The sequence below is a fragment of the Nostoc sp. genome, assembly GCF_036917515.1.
In the GTDB taxonomy this organism is placed as follows: domain Bacteria; phylum Cyanobacteriota; class Cyanobacteriia; order Cyanobacteriales; family Nostocaceae; genus Nostoc.
Genome location: NZ_JBALDE010000122.1, coordinates 1 through 21,095, shown reverse-complemented (window position 1 = coordinate 21,095; position 21,095 = coordinate 1). Strand labels below are relative to the sequence as shown.

Here is a 21,095-nt window from a genome sequence, read left to right as displayed (position 1 = left end):
ATCCGCAAGCAACTGGAGTACTTCCCTACCTTGCGAGCGGCAATGGAGTATGTTCTGAGTTTAGTGTCCTAACCAACCTGGCGGTTGCTATAACTACCGTACAGCTCATGACGCTACTGAACGCTTTGGTCGTTTGTGGAGTCCCTTAGTAACATGAGCATAACTCAAATGAGTTAAAACTAAAGTATCCAATTTTTAAAGACCACATTAATCTGTTATGGCTTTTTATGTATTGATTTTAAAAGAAAAGGAGGATGAGACTGGCGTTACTTACCGCTTTGGCGCAGATGAAGATCGTCTCGGCTCTTTATGGATAGATAAATTGAGTGGAGAAATTAAGGAACTTCAAGAAACCCCAGTGCAAAACTCGCAGGCATTTTTTCAACGAGCAGCAGTAAAGGTTTGGCAAAATTGGAAAAAAGGAGCTTTTCTAGAAAAAACATCTTGGGCATCCTGAGAATGATTTGGAATTGATAGCCTACCTATAGTGAGCGGCTATCAATGCTCTATTATTCCTCAAAAATATACCTAGCTTTGGCTTTTTTCAACAAGTCTATTGGTCAAAAAGCTTATTTCAAAGTTCCCAAAATGGGTGCTACCTCAACCTCTGAAATTTGCGGAACCAAGAAACCCTCGGCATAAATCTGGGGATTACTTTGTGAGACTATGGCATAAGACTGGCGAAGATTAGCATTGACTGCGACAGTCTTCACATCGTACATCTGCATCGCCATCTTCGGATAGAAACCAATACCAATAATCATCAACAGAAAACAGGCGGCGATAAATACCTCACGGGGTCTAGCATCATCGTAGACTGCATCTTCTGGTACGAGACAGTCTGTACCAAAACAAACTGTTCCCTCATCTTCTTGATTTTCTGAACCTGCATTATTAATGTCGCAGATGAGTGCTGCATTTTTACCATAAAACACCTCTCGCAGCATGGAAAGTAGATAGATAGGTGTGAGGATGACTCCAACTGCGGCGAGAAAAACTGTTACAGTGCAGAAAGTCGAACTGTAAACGTCACTGCTTGTCATCCCAACAAATACCGAGAGTTCGCCAGCAAAGCCGCTCATACCGGGAAGTGCCAGAGATGCCATCGCGGAGATTGTAAACAGGGCAAAGACTTTGGGCATGGCTTGACCAATACCGCCCATATCTTTCATTACCATTGTGTGGGTGCGATCGTAAGTAACACCTGCTAAGAAGAACAGCACCGATGCAATCAAACCATGCGAAATCATCTGCAACATCGCGCCATTGATTCCCAAATCAGTAAAGGAGGCAATCCCCAGCAATACAAACCCCATGTGAGAAATCGACGAATAAGCTAAACGCCGCTTCATATTGGTCTGAGCAAAGGAGTTCAATGCACCATAGATAATGTTGACAACACCGAGAATGGCTAGAACCGGCGCAAAATAAATATGTGCATCGGGAAGTATTTCAAGATTCAGGCGAATCAGTCCATATCCGCCCATTTTCAGCAACACACCAGCTAATATCATTGATACAGGAGATGATGCTTCGCCGTGGGCATCAGGCAACCAAGTATGCATGGGGAAAATAGCAAGCTTGACACCAAATGCAATCAACAATCCTGCATAAAGTAGCAGTTGTAGACCAAGGGGATATTCTTTGCTAGCAAGGGTGGTTATATCAAATGTCATATCACCACCGCCATATAGCCCCATTGCCAGGGCTGCCACTAAAATAAATATAGAAGCAGCTGCGGTATACAACAAAAATTTCGTAGCCGCATAACGACGCCTTTGCCCACCCCAAATGCAGACTAGTAGGTAGACGGGAATCAGTTCTACTTCCCACATGATGAAAAATAGCAATAAGTCTTTAGCAACGAACACCCCTACCTGTGCCGAATACAGCACCAGCATCAAAAAATAGAAGAGGCGGGGTCGGCGATCGACTTGCCAAGCTGAAAAAATTGAGAGTGTGGTAACAAATCCGGCTAAAAGTACAAGTGGCGCTGAAAGCCCATCGACTGATACCGCCCAGTTAAAACCTAATTGAGGCACCCAGGCATAATTTTCCACCATTTGAAAACTAGCACTACTGGCATCGTAATGCTTCCAAAATGCATAGCACATTAATGCAAAATCTGCAATACCTACACCCAGTGCATACCACCGCACGCGCTTACCATCTTTATCAGGCAACACAGGGATGAGCAAGGAAGCAACAAATGGCAGTAAGACAATTGCGGTAAGCCAGGGAAATTGATCCGCTATCATGTATGTATATAAAAATACTTATTTAGTCAATTATGTCATTCTACTAAACTTTGTAACAATTTCTTCATAAAATCTTTGTCCCAGTTAACTGTTTTGACCGAAAAACAATTGACTGGAGACTGGGAAAGAAATATTTTTATTTGTTAAGTGTTCTTGTGTACGCAGTTGATGATGGTTGCTTACTTGCTCACGGTACTAATCCCGCCCGCAAAGCACGGACAGCTGCTTGTGTCCGGTCAGCAACACAGAGTTTATTGAGAATACCTCGAACATGAGTTTTGACAGTACCGACTGTTAAATAGAGCCTTTTAGCAATTTCTGCATTGTCACAGCCAGCGACAATCAACTCTAAAACATCCATCTCTCTATGAGTTAAAGGATAGGTGACAATACTTTTTTCAACATCTGGGTCAATACCTTCAATCAAAACTCTTTTTCCAGATGCGCCTCTGTTGCCATCGGGGAAATCTTGACGTATTTGTTGTAGTACAAGGTCTGCGATCGCTGGATCGATCCACGAGCTACCTGCATAAGTCGTTTGCACAGCCTCTACTAGTTTCTCTGTTTCTATATCCTTCATGCAATAAGAATCTGCACCTGCTGCAAATGCTGCTAAAACTGCTTGTTCGCTATTTTGCATCGTTAAAATTAGCAGCTTTGTTGTATAGTCCTCATTCTCTGCTTGATGTTGCCTAAATGTGCGTGTAAGCTCAATACCATCCATGTCAGGCAAACCAATGTCAATAGTAGCAACATCCGGCTTGAGAGTTTTCAGAAGCTTAATGCCGTCGGCTGCATTGGCTGCTTCACCAACAATGTTAAACTCTGGCTGAGTTTGTAAAGCAGACCGCAAGCCGATTCTTGTCAGGTTGTGATCTTCAATCACAAGGATCTTAATTTCACTCATAGTTGCTTAATTTTACTGTTATTTATCTAAAGTACAGATTAAAATAATCTCGTTCTTCTATTCGGGATCTTATACAAAAAGCAATGCGTTTGGTATTATTCTCTGAACTTCATCTACCATTAGACATAAATAACCTTATCTTGTAAGCTTTTCTAAGGCAAGAGTTTCGATATGACACGATATGACAATATAAGTAAGTGGGCGTAAGTAAATATTTGTCATTGGGATAAGGCAGAAGGCCGGAGGCAGGAAGCAGGAGGCAAAAGGGTTTTAGCCTCGTTCATTTTTGTTAACATAGTTTGGTTTTATTCTGTCGACCTACTTAAGTTAATCAAAAAAAAATTTCTATACATTAACTTAACGCTCGATGTTTTATGCTAAACAATTTTTCATGAAAAATCTGATAGCAAGTAAAAGTAGGTGATTATTAAGTAGTTATCCTTGCTGTGAGTGGGATTATGCACACAAAAGGGACTAAAATAACTCACTGCACCCAGGTATTGATATTAATTAGATAATTCAGACAGCTAAGATACTTATAAAAAAATATACTCTTTTAATGAATTAGCACATTAAATACATAAAAAAACCAGTTTAATTACGTAGAAGATAGGTATTTAACTCAGGAAACTCTAAAAGAAAATGTTAATCCTTAATAATCTCAGCACTGGTGAAGTAAGCTATTACTAGATTTGCTAGGGATAGCCAAGCACTTCTTTTTTATTTAGCTATGTCTTTAACTAAAACTGTCAAAAAAGATAAAATTCTCGTTGTCGATGATATTTTTGACAATCTACTGGTCTTAGAAGCAGTCCTAGAAGATGAGGACTATGAAATTAGCTTGGTAGAAGATAGTAAGATTGCTCTGGCTATGGTTGAAGAGTCACCGCCAGACATAATTCTCTTAGATGTGATGATGCCGGAGCTAGATGGCTATGAATTTACTCGGCGTATTCGACAGAATCAGGCGTTGCCATTTATCCCGATTCTGCTGCTCACGGCTCACTATGAGTCTAGCGTTGTTGAAGGACTTGACGCTGGTGCAGATGACTTCATTCGCAAACCATTCGATCCTGATGAACTACATGCAAGGGTGCGATCGCTCCTGCGCCTCAAGCATAGTATCGACGAACGAGATCAGATGGCGAACCTTCGGGCAGATTTCGTCTCGCGTTTTACTCACGATTTACGTATACCGTTGGTTGCCTCCAACCGCGTATTAAAATTATTGCTGCAAGGCAGGTTTTGCGATGTTTCGCCACAATTGCAAGAGATAATTGATACCATGATTAGCAGCAATCAAGACTTGCTGGAAATGGTAAATACTTTGTTAGAAGTTTATCGTCATGAAGCGGGCTGTAAAACCTTAAAAATTTCTCCCTGCAATATTCAGGAATTAGTTAATGAAGTTTCCCAAGAATTAACTCCCTTAGCTGAAGAAAAAGGATTAATAGTAAACATTGACAAAGGAGAAATTGCAACCACCATCATGGGCGATCGCTTAGAACTACGGCGAGTTTTGACAAATCTCATCGGCAATGCCATCAAATTTACAGACAAAGGTTCTGTAAATATTCACTGTTATCTGACTCCGGTAGCTGTGAATATTGATATCCGAGATACAGGGCCAGGAATTTCTAAACCAGATCAGGCAATATTATTCGAGCGATTTCGTCAAGGGAAACACCAACGTTCTGGTAGTGGCTTGGGATTATATCTTTCTCGCTGTATTATCGAAGCACATCAAGGCACAATCGATGTAACATCTGAACCAGGACAGGGAAGTACATTTACTATACGTCTACCTATAGTTGACAAAAACTAAAAGTAGGCAAACAAAAAATTATTACTACTGTACATACATCGTTAGCACTACCACGCATAAACATAAATTCGACGGTTATAGCATTTTTGGTTGTTAATAAGGATTTTGCTCAGTAATACCATTTCTTTATGAGGCTGTGCCAAACCTTTTTAACTTCTTCTTTCTTTATTCTTTGTGTTCTTCTCTGACGAGATGCTGCGCGTAGCTTGCTTCTTTGTAGGAGTATGCAGTTTGTTTTTCTTTCTTGTACTTCAGCCCTAACAATGGTTTAGCGCATCTTTGTACACAAGCTGACAAAAGTGATACAATTGTTGTGCGCTATCGTACATAAACTTTGAAGTTGCCGCAGTACTAAAGCTACTAAATATAAAAAAACTTTCCATAACATCAAATATAAAGTTATAAAATATACTTTTTATAAGTTAATTTATACTGACAAAAATCAAAATATATGATGTTGGCTGAAGATGCTTGAAATAAATCATTAACATTTAAAAATAGCCAAAATAGCTCACTTAGTTTCTAAATAGTTCTTAAACTGTATATTGCAATAATGTCAAATTTAAAAATTCTTATTTGATGTGTGTAGGCTTATATGGTAAAGCGATCGCTACAAGGATCAGTCACCGGGATTGAACAAGCCAGAAAAACGTTCGCTCAAAAGGGATGGACACAAGACAATTTGGCTTTTGAAGTCAACTTAAAGACTCGCCAACCAATTTGGCGATTTTTTACTGGACGTCCAGTTGAGCGTCATATCTTTATAGAAATTTGTTCTGTATTGTCGTTGAATTGGCGGGAGATTGCGGCTAATCCTCCAGAAGAATTTCCTCAATCAAAAGAACTTGGTGCTGAATTTTTGGATATTGATGCTTTAGTACAACAAGTGCGATCGCAACGCTTCGACAAAATTCAAGACCAGTGCGGCACTTTGCAGTTATTAGATGTTAGTCGCCCGGTTAAAATAGACGACATTTACATCGATATCAACATTTTGGAGGAAATTGCCAGCTTTCAATGGTTAGAGTTTGCTGACTTGCAAAAGTTTACATCAAGAGAATTTGAGCGCTTTGGTTTCGGTGAAGTATCCCAGATGCAAATCGCTGGGATCACAGCAGTTGAAACTTACTCAAAGCTGCGGGTGTTGGGTAAACCAGGAGTAGGTAAAACGACTTTTTTGCAACATCTGGCGATTCAATGCAACCGAGGTAGATTTGCAGCAAATCGGGTTCCCATTTTTGTCACCTTAAGAGATTTTGCCGACGAATCTAGAGAAACAGAGGAATTCCATTTACTCAACTATATTCTCAAGGAATTCTTCACCTGTGGGATTTCAGATCCATCTGTGCTGGAAACTTTGTTGTTGGAGGGCAGAGTGTTGCTGTTGCTGGATGGATTAGATGAAGTACTCCATCAACAGAGCATCGGTATCATCAATGAGATTCGTAGACTCTCTGAAAAGTATCAAAAGAATATGTTTGTTGTCACCTGCCGCACGGCGGCTAAAGCTTTCAACCTCAGACGCTTTACAGATGTTGAAATTGCCCCATTTACCTCTAAGCAAATTGTTGCTTTTGCTCAGAAGTGGTTTACAGCACTTACAAAAACGAACATCCAGGATAAACAAAAACAGGCAGTTGAGTTTATTGAGAAACTAGATTTACCCGAAAACTTGCAATTTCGTAGACTTGTTGTCACCCCCTTGTTTTTGCATCTCGCCTGCTGGGTTTTTCATTACCAGAACAAATTCCCAACCCAAAAAGTTGTGTTTTATAAGCAATGTTTAAGTCTCCTACTCGGCAAATGGGACGAAAATAAAGGAATTAAGCGGGATGAAGTGTACAAAGGTTTTTTCTTATCACAAAAGCTGAAGTTGCTGAGTCAGATTGCTTATACGACATTTGAGCAGGGTAATTACTTTTTTGAACAACACATTGTTGAGCAATACATTAGCGACTATATCAGTGATTTGCCGAATGCTTCGACGGAGCTAGAGGAATTGCAATTAGATAGTGAAGGTGTACTTCAGGCAATAGAGTTGCAACATGGATTACTAGCAGAACGAGTGCGGGGGATTTTCTCTTTCTCTTCTTTAACGTTTCAAGAATACCTGAGTGCTCGACAAATCGTCGCCAATTATAATTTACAAGCATTGGAAAAACCGTTAGAACGTCTGGTGAGTCATATTACTGAACCCAGGTGGCGTGAAATCTTTTTGTTAACGGTAGCTATGCTGCAAAGTGCAGATTTTCTGGTGCAGTTGATGAAGCAAAAAGTTGATGCGCTAGTAGCTCAAGATCCATATTTACAAAAATTTTTAACTTGGGCAAGCAAAAAGTCCCTTGCAGTTCCTCCCCAGCCTGCTGCAATTCGCGCGTTTTACTTTGCCCTAGATAGGACTCCTCACCTTATACCGCACTTTTTCCTCGCCTGCATCCTCGATCAAGGTATTTTTTTAGATATAGCATTAGATAACCTAGTAATGGAATGCACTATTGACTGCAAATCTAATTTTGCCGATGTTCATGCCTGCGAGGATGCTCTAAGTAATGCTTTAGTAATTGTTCAAGATGCTGCCTTACGCCAAGCTTTACAACAACTTAAAGACCAACTCCTAGATGCAGAACAAAGTAAAAAAAGGTTTCATACATGGTGGCAAACAAGTTACCCTGCCTGGATGGAACAGTTAAACACCATGCTCGCCAAGCATCGAAACATTCAGCATCAGTGGCACTTCAGCTCTGAGCAACTACAAGTATTGCAACAATATTACGATGCCAATCAGTTGCTTATCGATTGCCTCAATAGCAACTGTGAGGTAACAGATATTGTGCGGCAGGAGATTGAAGCCAGTTTGTTGTTGCCGATAGAAGAACTCTCCAAGCGAGAATGGAAGGGATTGTGATCAGGCAGGGGGCAGGGAGGAGAGCGAATATATTTTAGAATGCAACAATGAGTCTTTGATATTCATTAATGAGGCTTGGAACTCCATTAATGAGTCTTTGATATTCATTAGACTATTGCAAAAATTCTTGAATCATATCATGTCCGCATAATTAGTTATAATTCCCGTTATCTATGCAGAAACCGGAAAACCCTTTTTCTCCCTGCCCCCTGCTCCCCTGCGGTTTTAATGATAAGTATTTCACCGGACATGATATCACCCCTCCCCAACAGGCATTTTCATACTAGAAGATGTTTAATTATTTAGAAGACATAGATAACATTGAGCAGCTTTTATTCGCTAACAAAAGGTATCTATGCTTGTTGGACACGACATTATTGTTATTGGCACTTCCGCAGGTGGACTCAAAGCGCTGGGCGCAATCTTGGGTGCTGTGCCTGCTGAGATTGATGCTGTCTTCTTCATTGTTCAGCACCTTGCAGCGGATAAGCCTAGTATTCTCCCCCAAATTCTTACAGATGTAAGCTCTCTACCAGCATCTCACCCGGCAGATGGAGAGTTAATTCAAACCAAGCGAATCTATATCGCACCGCCTGATTATCACCTGTTGGTCAACCAAGGCTCGATGCGTGTCGTGCGCGGACCTCAAGAAAACCGCTTTCGACCCGCGATCGATACGTTATTTCGTTCAGCCGCCCGCGCTTATGGTACAAGGGTGGTAGGTGTGGTACTTACTGGCTATCTCGATGATGGCACGGTGGGGTTGCAGGCAATCAAGAAACGGGGCGGAGTGGCGATCGTTCAAGACCCGAAGGAGGCAGAATACCCCAGCATGGTAAAGAGCGCCTTGCGGTATGTGAAGATTGATTACTGCCTGCCGCTTGCAGAAATCCCAGACGTGTTAGTGCGGTTGTCAAAAGAACCCGCCGCCAAAGAGGAGGAATACCCCGTGAGCGAAGAAATCGAAATTGAATCCAGAATTGCTGAACAGCAAATGAATACCCAAGAGTTTTTGGAGAGTGTAGAAGCAATCGGGACTCGAACGACTTACACCTGCCCTAAATGCAACGGCAGCATTTGGCAAATTGGCAAAGGAGAGCCGCTACGGTTTCGCTGTCACACGGGGCATTCTTTTACAGCTAATGTGTTCCTGACAGAGCAAACTCAGAATCTTGAAAGTGCGCTGTGGTCGGCAGTGCGGACAATGGAGGAAAAGGTTATATTCTCCCGTCAAATGGCAGAACGGATGAAAAACTACAATTTAACTAGTGCCGTGACAAAATATGAAGATCATGCAATGAATTTAGATAAAGAGGTATCCTTAATTCGAGATATCATTCTCAATGGCTTTGCCACGAAACGAACTATTGCCGCAATAGAGGAACAGCCGGAGTAGTTATAGGCTTACTCTTGGGAAATAGCCAATTGCTGGCAAACACTGTTGTCAAGCTTTTGAACAATTTGTTGAATGGCTGCAAGGTCGGTATAACAGTTAGCAACATCAATAAGGCTAGTACTGGTCATCGATCGCAACCCGACCACTTCGACCCGAACTCCTTGACTAGCAATGGTATTCAGCACGTAAGCAAAATCTCCATCACCACTGACTAACACAGCTGTATCGCAATATTGAGCCAGCGCGATCATATCCACCGCAATTTCTACATCTAGATTGGCTTTTTTGGCATTATTCCTCAACTGTGTCACTGCTTTAGTAATGACGCGGAAGCCGTTGTGACGCATCTTGTAAAGAAACCCATGCTGCCTCTCGTTCGTCGGATCGTAGCCTGTGTAGTAAAAAACATGAACCAGATAATCTCTAGCTGTCAAATAATGCAACAGTTTGACGTAATCAATTTCAATATTGAGGTGTGAAGCTGCATAAAACAGATTCGAGCCATCAATGAAAACAATCACTCGACCGCGATCGCCTTGATTGGGGATACAGTTTTTATCAACAGTAAGTGGATGGGTCGCTTCAAGGGTGGTATCTGTAAAACTGGATTTTTGATTAGATACCTTCTGAGTTGCTTTTCCTAAAATCTTTTTCTTAATAACAGTATCTGCCACTTATAACTCCTTGATCAGGTGGCTAGTACCGCAAGGCGGAAGTTAAAAGTCAAAAGTTAAAAGTCAAAAAGCTTATAGGACAGACTTTTTGGTGATTTGGAATGGGTGGTTTATTTACGCCGTGCTGTACTAGAAAAACTTTCTTTGTTTATCAAAGTAGAATAAAGGCGTCAGTCGCCAGAATAGGCTGCGCCCCGCTACGCTTACAGAATTGAATTCTCTGCGAGTGGTGAATGAATAAATGGGTTTAAGACCCCCGCTAAATTTTTAATTTAGTGGTCTACAATTATTGGTGGATCTGAATCCCCCACTACGAAAGTTCTGACTCCTGAATACTGACTTCTGGATTCTTCTTCAAGAATTTTTTTGCAATAAAGGGTGTTTGTATTTAAATTAACCTTGTACTAATACGTCCACAAATCTGCCTCGGTGAGGAATATCATCGTTTCTGCGCCAACTCTGCCAAAGTCAGGCTCTAGCCCTAATGCCATCTCAATGAGATACGTCCATGTCCCAAATTCAGGTGTGTAGCTCCGTACAATCCCTTCTCCACCTACAAAGCTCACCCATTGACTATTGCGAAACTTAGGCAGTTTCATGAAGGTTGCAGTCATGCTTTTGATTCCTCAATTCATAGTTGATATTTTCTGTTTTAGTAGAATAAATTAAATATGTTTTGTATCTTTTTAAGTAAAGATGTCAAACATCATCTATAACTTTTGAATGTTTTAAATGCAAATTATACAATTTATACGTAATTCAAATGTTTATTCAAACGTGATATAGCGGTTATCGTATCCTGCGGTCAGCCGCTACGCGTCTATGGATGTTAATACACTTTGACCTCACTTCCATTCCTCTCTCATCAAAGGAGAGAAGCTTGGAATTTTACTCTCCTTATCGGGAAGGAGCTGTTCTTGTTAAGTCTGTATTACGCTTACAACTATTTACCTGAAAATAGACCACACGGTAGAGGCACAAGGCCTTGCGCCCCTACAACAGATGTGGTTCAAATACATGAAAACTGCTGTAAATAAGAAGCGCTATATAACAATCTTTTATCATTAGTGTGTGAAAAATTAGATCCCCGACTTCTTTGAGAAGCTGGGGATCTAAACGCCGCGCATTTTTTATTTTTTCATAATTAAAATTAGTTGCTTTCTACCCTCAATTACGAATTACGAATTATCTGTGACTCGTCCACTTAAGTTTGCAACCATCAATACTAATTCAGTAAGCTCAATCGGTTTAGCCAAATGCATTTGAAACCCTGCATCAATCGCCCTTTGCCGCTCTTGCTCGGTGGCATAGGCAGTGATTGCTGCTGCTGGAATTTGTCCCCCGGCAGATGCATCAAGCTCTCTAACCTGACGAATCAGAGAGAAACCATCCTCTTCTGGCATTCCAATATCTGCTAGAAGCAGATCGTATCTGTCAGGAGATTCAGTTAAAGCCGCGATCGCTTCCCTTGCCGATGTCACAACCACTACTTCAGCCCCGAAGTCTTCTAACATGTACTTGATTAAGTTGCGGCTATCTAGTTGATCATCTACAGCCAAAATGCATAACTCTTCAAGGGTTATAGATGGACTCTTACCATCTAATGTATTTGGAGTCGTTGACAAAACGCTCGGCTCTAAATAAGTTGGCGGTGTAATTTCTGGCAGTGTTGAGCGCAGAGGCAGCCTGATGGTGATCGTGGTTCCTTTTCCTTCGCCTGGACTTTGTGCTTGAATTGTTCCACCGTGAAGTTCTACAAGATGACGGGCGATTGATAAGCCCAATCCAAGTCCCTGACTCGTTTTGCTGGTGCTGGAATTTCCTTGGCGGAAGCGGTCAAAAATATATGGCAGCAAGTCTGCCTGGATGCCAATTCCTGTGTCGCTGACTTTAATTTGGGCGTGAATATCTACAGCTTCGAGTATGATTTCCATTCGCCCATCGGCTGGAGTGAACTTAATCGCGTTAGAAAGTATATTCCACAGAATTTGCTGTAAGCGATCAAAATCTCCGACAACTGTCGCCGAGTTCAACTGTGAAACAATTTGAATGCTTTTCGCCTCTGCGGAAAATCGGATAGACTCAATGGCGGCATCGATTACTGAAACTAGATCGATTACACGAGTGCTTAAATGAAGCTTTCCACTCGTAATCCGTGAGAGATCCAGCATATCATCGATTAATTTAGCTTGCACTTTAGCACTCCGCTCTACCACTTCCCAGCCACGAGTGACTGCTGAAGAATCTAAATTGCGGGTGCGGAAAAGTTGCGCCCAGCCTAGTATATTATTAAGCGGGTTACGAAGTTCATGGGAGAGATTCGACAGGAATTCATCTTTAGCTCGGTTGGCGATTTGGGCCTCTTGACGGGCTGACTGTTCCTGTGCCAGGAGATTAGATCGCTCTAACTCAAATTGCTTTTGTTCGCTAATATCTTCAATCGCCAGCAAAATTCTTTGGGGTTCTCCCTGTTGAATAATTTTCCAACCATTGAGCAGCATGGTTTTCTCCCCAATCCGCTCAAAACGATGCTCTATTTCTAAGTTTTGAATACTAGTATCGTTAGCCAGAATGTCTTCTAGGAGCGGTTGTAGTCCGCGCAAGTTCCACTGACCATTCCCTAGTTCAAAAATCAGAGATTGCGTTGTCTCTGCTGGTGAAAGCTGATATGTTTCATAAAACGAGCGATTGGCTTTGTTGACTTGTAAATCAGAATCAAGCACGACTAACGGCACTTGTACCGTCTCCACAATCGCTTCAGCGTAATTCCGGGCTTGTTCTAAGCTTTCTGCATTGCGTTTAAGACCATCAATATCTATTAACACCAACACTATTCCGTCAATCTGGTTTTCTGTGGTGCGATAAGGACGGATGCGGAGGTTATACCAATGTCCCCCAAAGGTTTGGACTTCTAATTCTTTGATGCTGAGTGTGTCAAGTACCTCTAAAATTAGAGGTTCTAAATCAGGAATATTCAGATTGGCTCTGATATCGCTCAAAGGTCGTCCAGCATCGGTGGGAATTAAATTGAAAAGCCGTTGCGCCATCGGCGTAAAACGTCGAACCCGTAAGTCCGAAGTCAATATCAAAATGGGAATATTGATACTAGCAAGCAAATTCGTTAGATCGTTGTTAACTTGGTGTAATTCCTGATTTCGAGAGCGAAGTTCTTCATTAGTTGTGTTGAGTTCTTCGTTGGTTGCCTGAATCTCTTCTTTGGCAGTTTCTAACTCCTCATTGGTGCTTTGCAACTCTTCATTGCTGGAGAGGATTTCTTCATTAGCAACTTTCAGGTCTTGATTGATGTGTTCTTGCTCTTGAATCACCGCTTGCAGATATTCTTGAGTCGCAGCCCTCTCTTGGTTGGCATTTGCGAGTTCTTGCCTTAGCCGAACAATCTCCTGCTCTAGGTAGGGCTGCTCCTGGCTCTCAGGATTTACCGGATTGAAGTTATTAACTACAGGTGAGGCTTCTTCAAATAAAATCAGAAAGTGCAATTCTTCGTTAGCCGCAGAATTGAATGGAATTACCTCAAGATTAACGATTTTTGAAAGATTGCCTTCTTCAATTCGTAACCCTTGCTTTTTAACTGGATTTTTTTGCCGTTGTGCTTGATAAATTGCGGCGCGTAGCTCTACGAGCAAGCCTTGGCGCACCATTTTAAATAAGTTGAGACTCGCTTTCCCAGATACAAGTTTTAGGTAGAGATCGATTTCTCCCCGAAGTTGCAGCACTTCCATCTTGCTGTTGATTACTACACCCACTGGGGCATAGTGATTCAAGATCAGTTGATCGGTTTTTTTATCTAAATCAAACTCCTCTGATGAATTCTCATTGGTCGGCTTAGGTTCTTCTAGTTTTGTTACTGGATAATTGCTGGTAACAAACGAAAGAATTGGACGATTTGCAGTTAGCTTCTTGGCATAAATTTTATACTTTTTGTCAATCAGAGTAAACAACTCTGAATGTTTACCTGTGCTTTCTGAAGTCCCTAACAGTAAAAAGCCTGTTGGGTTGAGACTGTAATGAAAGATGGGCAGTATCCGTTTTTGCAACGTTTCATCCAAGTAAATCAGTACATTCCGACAGCTAACTAAATCTAAGTTAGAAAAAGGGGGATCATTGCTCAAGTCTTGTCGGGCAAATACACACAGTTCGCGGACAACTTTGCTAATTTGATATCCACCGCCTTCAATGGCATTAAAGAATCTGCGGCGGCGCTCTGGTGAAACTTCCACCATTTGATTCTCTGCATAAATGCCTAATCTAGCTTTCTCAATCGCTATCTCACTGATGTCTGTGGCAAAAATCTGGATCGACGGTGGGGTTACTTTATCTGACACAAATTCCAGCAAAGAGATGGCGAGCGAATACACTTCTTCGCCCGTGGAACATCCCGCCACCCAAATCCGAATCGGTACCTCTAACGATTTGTTTTTCGTGATGGTGGGAAAAACTTGCCCTTTCAACATTTCAAAGGCTTCGGGATCGCGGAAAAAATAGGTGACGTGGATCAGAATTTCTTCATAGAGCGCCTTGATTTCACCCGGATTATTTTGCAAATAATTGGCATAATCTTCTAACTTTTCTAATTTATACAACAGCATTCGCCACTGGATTCGGCGATCAAGCGTATTAGGCTTGTAGTGGCTGAAGTCAACGCCAGTTGCCGATCGCAATAATACAAAAATAGTCCCAAGAGCATCCACCACTTCAGGCAATTTACCAACCGCGAGCAGCGACTGCGAGCCAAAAATAAAAGGATTGCGACTGAGGTTTGCCAGTTCCTGGGCAATTTGTTGAGGCGGCAGCACAAAATCAACATTCCCTGTGGCAACAGCAGTATTGGGCATACCATCAAATTTTGCCGTGTCTTCACACTGAGCAAAAGTCACGCCTCCAGCTGCTTTGATTGCCTTTAGCCCCAGTGCACCGTCTCCATCCGCCCCAGATAAAACCACTGCGATCGCTTTGTTCCCTCGATCTGTTGCCAATGAACTAAAGAACGCATCAGCAGGCATATATTTCCCCTGAATTTTCTCTCGCGGTGTGAGTTGCAACACTCCATTAGATAAGATCATTTTAGTGTTAGGCGGAATAACGTAGACCTTGTTAGGTTCTATAGTCACGCCATCTTGCACTTCAGTGACGGGCATTTGAGTTGTTCTTGCCAGAATCTCGCTCAACAGACTCTTGTGGTTAGGATCTAAGTGTTGAATCAGCACAAATGCCATCCCTATATCAGGAAGCAAATATTTGAGCATCTCCGTAAACGCGTCTAATCCACCCGCAGAGGCGGCAATACCAACAATGGGAAATAAAGCATCTGCAATGTCTTGCTGCTCTATGTCGAACGCTTCTTCATTAGCGGTAGATTCAGATACAGGCTGCTCAGAGGGTTGATCGAATGTCATATAATAAAGTTTTACACTGGAATGGTTTGGCAGCTGAGGTTTATATTTTAGTTCAGTTTACTTACCTTACTTGCCTTGTATTTAATAATAGTTTGAGTATAAATTAAACAACTTTAGGCTGCTTTGGGTGATGCGCGTTCGTGTTCGCGGAGCGTGTCGCAGACAAGCCTCTGTGCAAAGAGAAGCGCAGCGCAAGCGATCGGCAGGGAGTAGAGAATCAGCCTTTTCGAGTTCTACCAATTTTGTTCACGCAATAATCAGACAGGAGTTCTATATTTCCAACATATAAACTATAAACCATTTAAGTTTTCTAAATCCAAGTTACTGCCAAGAAGTAAGAAGCTAGAATCAATCCAATACCAATAATTACGCTACTCAAAAGCAAAACTAATTGAGTTAAAAAATACATTTGATAACTCCTGAGATTAATTTTATCGTTTATCAAGTTCATTAGTAGCATTTAAAAAATATTTATCCCTACCCATAAATTACCCATACCATTAATTCTCAAAATTTATACTACATATATAAGACATTAATTAAAGCTAGTTAGTATGAGGATGAGGATTATTAACAAGTGCTAAAATGCCAAGTACAGCAACGAAATCATCAATAACTATGGGTTTAGCAAAGCATAGACAAAACCCAGCTAAAAGAGCATGTTGATACATATCTTCAGTGAGAGCGCTTGTCAGAGCGATCGCTGGTACTACTTTGCCTTGCTCTCCCGTAAGTGTTCTTACTTGGTGAATCAGATCATAGCCATCCTCATTTGGCGTGGAAATACCATTTAAGAGGATATCAGGTTGCCATTGCACAAATATTTCCAGAGCTTGCTCTTTTAAAAATGCCGCTTGCACGCTCACACCATAGGATTGCAACATCGGCGTGAACGAATTACAGAAATTGACATCATTATCTACAAGGAGTACTCGTAGCCCCTGAAGAAATGAAGAATTAGTAGGAAATCTATTTTTTAAATACATCACATTGTCTCCCCTTCCTGCAAGCGGGGTAGGATTTAGGGACTTTTGCAAGAGGTCTATTTATTTGACCTATTGAAAGACAAATTTTATTAATAGTATTGATTATAACAATGAGATGTTACAGTTTATGTTTGAATAGATGTTTTAATAATGTATATTTTATTTAATATGTATATTTTCAGCAACAAGTTTTCTGATATAAAAAATAAATTTTTCCAATGAAGAGAGAAAAAAATTACACTATGATCGGTGTGGAAACGTCCCCAATCTGAAAAAGCGGGCAGTTATACTGAAGACATTTCAGCCCATATTGCACCAACGATTGACTTTTTTTTGTGTTGATAACTTCCGTACTTTTGGGCTGAGAACGGTCAAATATATTGTTGATATTATGGTAATTGCTGTTCTGTTATTATATGCATTTAATCATTTAGCGTTTAAGCGTTGGTTGGAAAAACCAATTAATAAGGGGTTAAATAGAAGATTATTTATAAATTAGCACCTTTGAAAAAATCAGTGAAAGCTTGAGAAAATATTTTGCGATCGCTATTATCAAAATGCCTGAAAATCTTAGGGAAAAAACAGAGTTAATAAAGGGAGAAGGTTCAGTAAATAATTATTTAACTTAAACCTTCTTCCTAAATAAAATTTCACCTATTACATTACCACCAAAATCTAACTACTTGAACAACTTGTTACAGCAGGGAAAACCTCTGTCACACTGTACTATTCTAATGTCTTTTTAACTTCATCTTTGACATTCTCAGCGGTGTGACGGACTTGGGCTTCAGCTTGTTTAGCTTTACCTTCAGCTTTATCTTTAGGATCACCAGTTACTTCGCCAATTGCCTCTTGTATTTTTCCTTCCACGTTTTTAGCAAAAGCTTTTGCTTTATCTTCGATACTCATATTTTTTGTTCCTCCTAAAGTAGGTTAAGTGTTGATTACTTATTGCTTGCTCAAAAAGGGCTGCAATGTTTATAGATTACTTCTAGAAAACTTTTAATTCTTCTATCTGACGATGTTTTTATGATAAATACTTGTGTCCATTGTACATAGTTATTTAACCTTGAAATTCATCTTTGGAAATTCAAGTAATATCCAAAAGAGGGAAAGGTTCATTTTATTATTCTATCTTTAGACAAAATCATTTATCACTTCAAGTAGACAGCCATGATCATAAACCGTAACTTGGCTTATTACCATTAGGTATGGTAAATACAGCGCTCTTTATCTAAGTCGAGAACACTACCCACCCACCCCAATACCTATTGGTTAAGGGTAAGGGGACAGGAAAAACCTTTAATCCAAACCCAATACCAATTTCTAGCTTCTTACTTGTAGTATTTATGGAGATATTTATACAATCAAATTCTAGTACTCAAGCAACTCCTAATTCGCAATATATAGACTCTAGGATGCAAACTGATTCATCGGTTAACATTTTCATCGGATATTCTATCTTGATTCCAATGATTGTGTTTGTAGGTTTTAATTTCTATAAGAAACACCGAGCTGCTGTTTTGTGCCGACAAGTTACTTATTTAGAGAAACTGTGGCATTTGAATATTAAAAAAAGAGCTTGAAGAAAAATAATCATGAAGTACTTATTTCTAGTTTGGGTGCTTATATTCTCTTTAGTCGCTCCTAGCGCGGCAATATCTGACAACAAGCCGCTTCTCAACGAGAGTTTACACCAACACGTCTACGCTGAAATAAAACAGCCATACAACTTAATATCTGGACTTGGCACAATCCACCATCCAGTTTCTACTTCTAATCCCCAAGCCCAAGAGTTTTTCGATCAGGGATTAAATTTAATTTACGCTTTCAATCATGATGAGGCAGTGCGTTCTTTTCAATATGCTGCCAAACTCGATCCGCATTTAGCGATCGCATATTGGGGTGTTGCTTTAGCCTTGGGGCCCAACATTAATTCAGAAATAGACCCCAAGCAGGAATTAGCTGCTTACCAAGCGGTACAGCAAGCTTTGGCACTTTCTACCCAAGCTTCCACCCAAGAACGAGACTATATTACCGCCTTAGCAAAACGTTACTCTCAAGATGCCGATGCTGATTTGTATCAACTAGCGCTTTACTACACAAAAGCAATGGAAAACCTAGTCAAGCGCTATCCTGATGATTTGGATGCAGCGACACTTTACGCTGAAAGCCTGATGGATCTGCATCCTTGGCAGCATTGGACTAAAGATGGTAAGCCACAGCCAGATACAGAAGAAATTGTGGCTGTTTTAGAATCAGTTCTCAAACGTAACCCGAATCATGCAGGAGCTAATCATTACTATATCCATGCAGTGGAAGCCTCACCTTCTCCAGAACGGGCCCTTGTCAGTGCTAAACGACTCGGAACTCTAGCGCCAGCGGCGGGACACTTGGTACACATGCCAAGTCATATTTATTTTCGTGTGGGAGATTATCAAGGGGCAATGCAGGCTAATGAGCAGGCGATCGCTCAAGATGATATTTACATCAAAAAATATCAAGTCCAGGGCACTTACCCCATGATGTATTACAACCACAACGTACATTTTCTCATGGTGGCCAGCAGCATGGCAGGAAGATATGAAGATGCTCTTAAATCCGCAGATAAATTAGTTGCAAATGCTACTGCAATTGACCCGTATGCACCAATGCTTGAAGGATTTCTCGGCAGCAAAATGCTGATTCAGACACGCTTTAGTGATTGGGATGCCATCTTAAAAACTCCTGCTCCGGAAGCTAAATTGCCCACTACCACAGCACTTTGGCATTTTGCTCGCGGTATGGCAAGCGCAGCCACAGGCAAACTTGAAGATGCAGCAAGTGAAAGTTGGGCATTACTGGCTGCCAAACAGGGAATTTCCACCAAAGCAACCATTGGATTCAGTCTTGCTAGTCGCATTTTAGACATTGCCTCAAAAGTTCTAGATGCCAAAATTGCCAGAGAAAAGCATGATTATGAATCTGCCATTTTATTGCTAGAAAAAGCGGTGGCAGCAGAAGATGCCCTCGATTACGTCGAACCACCAGACTGGTATTTTCCAACGCGGGAATCTTTGGGTGCTGTGCTTTTAGCTAAGGGTGACTATAAAGAAGCTGAGAAAGTCTTTCGTGCCGATTTAAAAAAATATCCCCATAATGGACGTTCTTTATTTGGCTTGCAGGCAAGTTTACAGGCACTAGGCAAAGATGAGGCCGCTCAAGTTGTCAAAGCTGAATTGGAGACAGCTTGGAAAGGTAATGTTCGGCAATTTAACATTGCAACTTGGGTTAATTAGCCGAACATGATATTACGTCACTTACTTCCCTTTTCCAAAAAAAGAGGCTAGCGCCAAAGAAAAAGACTCGCGTAGCTTGCCACCGTAAGCATCACAATTGCTTTCATAGCAAGTTCTCCAAAAAAGTACAAGTCACAATAGTTTTATATTTGTTGCCTGACTTTGCCTTTCGTATTAAAATTTTGAAGTAATGCTTCATGGTTAATGCAGTCAAACGTTCAATTCGGATATTAAAGATGCGCCCTTGCATGTCTGATTTTTTATATCACCCTACAGAATTTATCTTCTTCCATTTCCAACCCCTTTTTGCGGTGGACTATACTTAGGGTATGTAGGGGCGGACGATCGCTTAGGTGCGATCGCATCACTGATTAACTATCTACTGGGTGCAAAGAGTTGGCTCGTATGTCATCCTAGATTTATGAGAGTTAATTCAGTGATGTCTTTGGTTTTAGTATTGAAAGGCTTTTTCCTTTTAGTATTTACAGACTTCTGAGAGAAATTAAAATCTCTACACAGTGATGATTTTGGAGAGAATCGATGTCAATTTATGTAGGTAACCTCTCTTATGACGTTACACAAGAAGATTTAAGTGGTATTTTTGCAGAATATGGTACTGTAAAGCGCGTTCAAGTACCTACTGACCGTGAAACAGGTCGTCCGCGCGGCTTTGCCTTTGTGGAAATGGGAACTGAAGCTGAAGAAACCGCTGCCATTGAAGCTCTCGACGGTGCTGAATGGATGGGTCGTGACCTGAAAGTTAATAAGGCTAAACCCAAGGAAGACAGAGGTGATAGAGGTTCCTTTGGTGGTAACAGAGGAGGATACGGCGGCGGCGGTGGACGCGGCGGACGCTACTAATCTTGGAAACAAAAAACTTACCAAGAGTCTTAAGGTCAGACAAACAAGAGTCTGTCTTTTTTTTGTAATGTTACCGCCTGCATAGCCATCGATGAAGTCAACTTAGTAGGAGAAATAATGACCCAAGTAATTGTAGGTGACAATGAACACATTGAGTCAGCCTTACGACGATTTAAACGAGAAGTTTCCAAGGCGGGAATTTTTCCCGACATGAGAAAGCATCGTCATTTTGAAACACCCTTAGAAAAACGCAAGCGCAAAGAAGTTGCCAAGCACAGACAAAGTAAGAGAAGTTTTCGTAATTAAGGGCTGACATACAGCATAATTCAGAATTCAGGAGCAAAGCCAAAGACGCTCCGCCTCTGGTCAGAATTCAAAATTCAGAAGTAAAACAGGCTTTATATCTTGTTTTGACAGGAATAGTTGTGTACTTCACCTTGTTTGAATTCTGTTGTAAATATAAACGAATGCCCTCATAAATTTTATGAGGGTTTTCCTTTTATAGCAGTCGCCATCTTAGTTAGGACGTAGAATATATAGAGAAGTGATTGATTTCTGCATTCGTATGGCAAACCCTTACAGTTATGATCT

The 21,095-nt window shown here is 40.9% G+C and carries 14 protein-coding genes; 7 read left to right on the top strand and 7 right to left on the bottom strand.

The features are described 5' to 3' along the window. Positions 1 to 217: 217 nt before the first annotated feature. Complete coding sequence (locus tag V7K89_RS16160) at positions 218 to 457, top strand: hypothetical protein (RefSeq protein ID WP_335188767.1); 240 nt, start codon at positions 218 to 220, stop codon at positions 455 to 457. Positions 458 to 569: 112 nt separating this feature from the next. Here the strand turns inward: V7K89_RS16160 and V7K89_RS16155 are convergent, their stop codons facing one another. Both V7K89_RS16155 and V7K89_RS16150 read right to left on the bottom strand, forming a co-directional pair. Next, positions 570 to 2,258: an NAD(P)H-quinone oxidoreductase subunit 4 gene (locus tag V7K89_RS16155; protein WP_335188765.1), complete on the bottom strand. Its 1,689-nt coding sequence runs from the start codon at positions 2,256 to 2,258 to the stop codon at positions 570 to 572. A gap of 187 nt (positions 2,259 to 2,445) precedes the next feature. After that, the gene (locus tag V7K89_RS16150; RefSeq protein WP_335188763.1) at positions 2,446 to 3,165 is read right to left on the bottom strand and encodes a response regulator transcription factor; all 720 of its coding nucleotides are present in this window, start codon (positions 3,163 to 3,165) and stop codon (positions 2,446 to 2,448) included. Between the two features lie 730 nt (positions 3,166 to 3,895). Here V7K89_RS16150 and V7K89_RS16145 point away from each other — a divergent pair. From V7K89_RS16145 to V7K89_RS16135, 3 genes are all read left to right on the top strand, one after another. Beyond that, on the top strand, positions 3,896 to 4,990 hold the full coding sequence (locus V7K89_RS16145; protein WP_335188761.1) for a hybrid sensor histidine kinase/response regulator: 1,095 nt from the start codon (positions 3,896 to 3,898) through the stop codon (positions 4,988 to 4,990). 595 nt (positions 4,991 to 5,585) lie between these two features. Then, positions 5,586 to 7,895, top strand: a complete 2,310-nt coding sequence (locus V7K89_RS16140; RefSeq protein ID WP_335188758.1) for an NACHT domain-containing protein — start codon at positions 5,586 to 5,588, stop codon at positions 7,893 to 7,895. Positions 7,896 to 8,250: 355 nt separating this feature from the next. Then, the gene (locus tag V7K89_RS16135; RefSeq protein ID WP_335188756.1) at positions 8,251 to 9,291 is read left to right on the top strand and encodes a chemotaxis protein CheB; all 1,041 of its coding nucleotides are present in this window, start codon (positions 8,251 to 8,253) and stop codon (positions 9,289 to 9,291) included. A gap of 8 nt (positions 9,292 to 9,299) precedes the next feature. On the opposite strand, the gene V7K89_RS16130 is transcribed toward V7K89_RS16135, so the two are convergent. From V7K89_RS16130 to V7K89_RS16110, 5 genes are all read right to left on the bottom strand, one after another. Next, entirely contained in the window at positions 9,300 to 9,965 is a 666-nt protein-coding gene (locus tag V7K89_RS16130; RefSeq protein WP_335188754.1) for a LabA-like NYN domain-containing protein, read from the bottom strand. A 404-nt stretch (positions 9,966 to 10,369) separates the two neighbouring features. Next, on the bottom strand, positions 10,370 to 10,579 hold the full coding sequence (locus V7K89_RS16125; protein WP_335188752.1) for a hypothetical protein: 210 nt from the start codon (positions 10,577 to 10,579) through the stop codon (positions 10,370 to 10,372). Between the two features lie 564 nt (positions 10,580 to 11,143). Further along, positions 11,144 to 15,379, bottom strand: coding sequence for a chemotaxis protein CheB (locus tag V7K89_RS16120; RefSeq protein ID WP_335188750.1), 4,236 nt, complete (start codon positions 15,377 to 15,379; stop codon positions 11,144 to 11,146). 545 nt (positions 15,380 to 15,924) lie between these two features. Further along, positions 15,925 to 16,365, bottom strand: a complete 441-nt coding sequence (locus V7K89_RS16115) for a response regulator (RefSeq protein ID WP_335188769.1) — start codon at positions 16,363 to 16,365, stop codon at positions 15,925 to 15,927. Between the two features lie 726 nt (positions 16,366 to 17,091). Beyond that, complete coding sequence (locus V7K89_RS16110) at positions 17,092 to 17,274, bottom strand: CsbD family protein (RefSeq protein ID WP_335188748.1); 183 nt, start codon at positions 17,272 to 17,274, stop codon at positions 17,092 to 17,094. 689 nt (positions 17,275 to 17,963) lie between these two features. Here V7K89_RS16110 and V7K89_RS16105 point away from each other — a divergent pair. The 3 genes from V7K89_RS16105 (at position 17,964) to rpsU (ending at position 20,810) form a co-directional block, all read left to right on the top strand. After that, a complete protein-coding gene (locus V7K89_RS16105; protein ID WP_335188746.1) occupies positions 17,964 to 19,643 on the top strand; it encodes a hypothetical protein in 1,680 nt (559 codons plus the stop codon). Positions 19,644 to 20,183: 540 nt separating this feature from the next. Continuing rightward, a complete protein-coding gene (locus tag V7K89_RS16100; RefSeq protein ID WP_012407715.1) occupies positions 20,184 to 20,504 on the top strand; it encodes an RNA recognition motif domain-containing protein in 321 nt (106 codons plus the stop codon). Positions 20,505 to 20,621: 117 nt separating this feature from the next. After that, positions 20,622 to 20,810 carry a 30S ribosomal protein S21 gene (gene rpsU / locus V7K89_RS16095; RefSeq protein WP_012407716.1) on the top strand — a complete coding sequence of 63 codons (189 nt, stop codon included), beginning with the start codon at positions 20,622 to 20,624 and terminating at the stop codon, positions 20,808 to 20,810. The last annotated feature ends 285 nt before the right edge of the window (positions 20,811 to 21,095 follow it).

What these genes read in the sequence shown, in the direction of transcription:
- V7K89_RS16135 (WP_335188756.1), top strand. Translation starts at nt 8,251, where the DNA reads ATGCTTGTTGGACACGACATTATTGTTATTGGCACTTCCGCAGGTGGA.
- V7K89_RS16150 (WP_335188763.1), bottom strand. Translation starts at nt 3,165, where the DNA reads ATGAGTGAAATTAAGATCCTTGTGATTGAAGATCACAACCTGACAAGA.
- V7K89_RS16160 (WP_335188767.1), top strand. Translation starts at nt 218, where the DNA reads ATGGCTTTTTATGTATTGATTTTAAAAGAAAAGGAGGATGAGACTGGC.
- V7K89_RS16155 (WP_335188765.1), bottom strand. Translation starts at nt 2,258, where the DNA reads ATGATAGCGGATCAATTTCCCTGGCTTACCGCAATTGTCTTACTGCCA.
- rpsU (WP_012407716.1), top strand. Translation starts at nt 20,622, where the DNA reads ATGACCCAAGTAATTGTAGGTGACAATGAACACATTGAGTCAGCCTTA.
- V7K89_RS16115 (WP_335188769.1), bottom strand. Translation starts at nt 16,365, where the DNA reads ATGTATTTAAAAAATAGATTTCCTACTAATTCTTCATTTCTTCAGGGG.
- V7K89_RS16125 (WP_335188752.1), bottom strand. Translation starts at nt 10,579, where the DNA reads ATGACTGCAACCTTCATGAAACTGCCTAAGTTTCGCAATAGTCAATGG.
- V7K89_RS16120 (WP_335188750.1), bottom strand. Translation starts at nt 15,379, where the DNA reads ATGACATTCGATCAACCCTCTGAGCAGCCTGTATCTGAATCTACCGCT.
- V7K89_RS16100 (WP_012407715.1), top strand. Translation starts at nt 20,184, where the DNA reads ATGTCAATTTATGTAGGTAACCTCTCTTATGACGTTACACAAGAAGAT.
- V7K89_RS16105 (WP_335188746.1), top strand. Translation starts at nt 17,964, where the DNA reads ATGAAGTACTTATTTCTAGTTTGGGTGCTTATATTCTCTTTAGTCGCT.
- V7K89_RS16110 (WP_335188748.1), bottom strand. Translation starts at nt 17,274, where the DNA reads ATGAGTATCGAAGATAAAGCAAAAGCTTTTGCTAAAAACGTGGAAGGA.
- V7K89_RS16145 (WP_335188761.1), top strand. Translation starts at nt 3,896, where the DNA reads ATGTCTTTAACTAAAACTGTCAAAAAAGATAAAATTCTCGTTGTCGAT.
- V7K89_RS16140 (WP_335188758.1), top strand. Translation starts at nt 5,586, where the DNA reads ATGGTAAAGCGATCGCTACAAGGATCAGTCACCGGGATTGAACAAGCC.